Annotated in this window: 1 protein-coding gene; it reads left to right on the forward strand. The window is 68.6% G+C overall.

The genetic code is table 11. From position 1 onward, the window contains the following. Positions 1-1,141, forward strand: a 1,141-nt coding sequence (locus AAE027_RS39440; protein ID WP_370991174.1) for a DUF1522 domain-containing protein, incomplete at both ends; no start/stop codon positions are given.

A 1,141-nucleotide genomic window follows, 5' to 3' on the forward strand; every position in this document is an offset into this window, starting at 1 on the left:
GCGAGCAGCAACGTGGTGTATAGCGGCGCGGCCGGCGGCACCACGGCGGCGACCGGCACCACGACGCTCGGCGCCACCATCGGCACGTTCACGGGCACCGCGGGAACGGCTGGCGATGGTACCACGGCCCTGACCGGCACCATCACCCTGATCGCCACCAACGGCACGACCGCGACCGGCCTGATCGGCAACGCTCAGCCTGCCGACGGCGACACGCTGACCGTGAACGGCAAGACCATCACCTTCCGCAGCGGCGCTGCGCCGGCGTCGAGCGCGGTTGCGTCCGGCTCGGGCGTCAGCGGCAACCTCGTCACCGACGGCAACGGCAACACCACCGTCTATCTCGGCACCGCGGGCACCCCGGCTGCGACCGTCAACGATCTGTTGACCGCGGTCGATCTCGCCAGCGGCGTCAAGACGGCATCGATCACCTCAGGTGCCGCGACGATCGCCACGAGCGTCAACCAGACTGCTTCGAGCGTTGGTGGCGGCGCCGTCACGCTGAAGAGCTCGACGGGTGCTGATCTGAGCGTCACCGGCAAGGCCGACCTGCTCAAGGCTCTCGGCCTGACCACGTCAGTGGGCGGCGGCAACGCCACCGTGAGCGTCAACCGGACCACGAGCTCGGCCTCGCTGGGCGCGACGATCACGGACGGTTCGACGCTGAACGTCGACGGTCACGTCATCACCTTCAAGAACGCGCCGACCCCGGGTACGACCGGTGCGCCGAGCGTTCCGAGCGGTTATGGTGCGAGCGGTGCGGTCGTGACCGACGGCAACGGCAACTCGACCGTCTATCTGCAGGGCGGCACGATCAACGACGTGCTGAAGGCGATCGACCTTGCCACCGGTGTGCAGACCGCGACGGTCAACGCCAACGGCACCGCGACGCTTGCGACGGCCACCGGCCAGACCAACTCGTCGATCAACGCCTCGGGCCAGCTCAAGATCTCGACCGGCGTCAACGCCGACCTGTCGGTCACCGGCACCGGCAACGCGCTGAATGCGCTCGGCCTCGCCGGCAACACCGGGACTGCGACCGCGTTCACCGCAGCACGTACCTCGGGCATTGGCGGCATCGCCGGTAAGACCTTGACCTTCACCTCCTTCAACGGCGGCACGGCGGTCAACGTCACCTTCG

It is taken from the genome of Bradyrhizobium sp. DN3 (assembly GCF_041357655.1).
In the GTDB taxonomy this organism is placed as follows: Bacteria; Pseudomonadota; Alphaproteobacteria; order Rhizobiales; family Xanthobacteraceae; genus Bradyrhizobium.